Origin of the sequence: Salegentibacter salarius, from assembly GCF_900168265.1 — a bacterium.
Taxonomy (GTDB): Bacteria; Bacteroidota; Bacteroidia; order Flavobacteriales; family Flavobacteriaceae; genus Salegentibacter; species Salegentibacter salarius.
Genome location: NZ_FVZF01000048.1, coordinates 1 through 1,058, shown reverse-complemented (window position 1 = coordinate 1,058; position 1,058 = coordinate 1). Strand labels below are relative to the sequence as shown.

At 34.9% G+C, this 1,058-nt stretch carries 1 protein-coding gene; it reads left to right on the top strand.

The genetic code is table 11. The features are described 5' to 3' along the window. Window positions 1-112 precede the first annotated feature (112 nt). Window positions 113-736: a hypothetical protein gene (locus B5440_RS15405; RefSeq protein WP_070055005.1), complete on the top strand. Its 624-nt coding sequence runs from the start codon at window positions 113-115 to the stop codon at window positions 734-736. Window positions 737-1,058 lie beyond the last annotated feature (322 nt).

Below are 1,058 nucleotides of genomic sequence, written 5' to 3'. Positions count from 1 at the left end.
TAAGGAAAAATATAGCTAAATTGGAACTCAAACCAGAGGATCTGGGGTTTTCACCAACCTTAGTATCGACCAACTAATTTGACGTTAGTCAGAATTTAAAACCAAATTCACCTTGAAAAATAAATTAATTTTATTAGTTCTCCTTCTAACTTCACTAAACGGATTGACCCAAGAGCCGACCGAAAAAGAATTTGTAATACTGACTTTTGAAATGGACAGAAACAAAGATTCTCACGGAACCTTTGTTTATTACTGGATTGCGGAATTGGAAAAGTATGAAAAAGTAGATGAATATAAAGAACCTAAAATCTCTTCTCTTTTTCTACACGAATTTTATGGGAGCGAACAATTGGAATCTTGTTGTTTAGGCAAAGTTTCTTATCCATATACGATGACTACAGAAACGGAATTTAATTTTCCTGATAATTACAGCGATTATCTGACTGATTTGCGAGCATTAGTTAAAAAGAATAGAAAGAAGATCCAGGTAATTAAAAAGGAATGGCAAGAAGGCTATCGGGAAGAAGTAAGAGTTTACGCAACAGCGATACGAGGAAAATTGTGTGAGTGTGAATTTGGAGGAAACACATATTTAACTACTGGTGACCAAATAAATTTTCCAAAAGGGGAATATGAAGTTTTAGATGATTTTCTAACAAAGGATAAAAATATTTTACTTTTTAAAGATTTTTCCGCTTTTGACTTTTCCAATACGGATTATCGGACTGGAAAGTAAAACGTGTGCCAACAACATATAAAAACAATGCTTAATTTGTTCTTGAATCGAAACTCTGCGCTCGTTTGCTCAGCGGATTGTCCTGCGGACAATCACGCTCGCCAGCTCGCACTGTTTTTATACGAGACGTTGGCAGTAAGATAAAAAAAATGAAAAAGTTAATTACGATAGTTACAATTCTTCTAAGTCTGACTGCAGTTAGTCAAGAATTGTCCGTTCTCGGAATACAGGCCGAGGTTGATAATATAAATTCCGACAACGGTTTAAAACATCACGTTTTTGATACAAATGAAATTTACAATCAGACTACTGATGGTGGCGG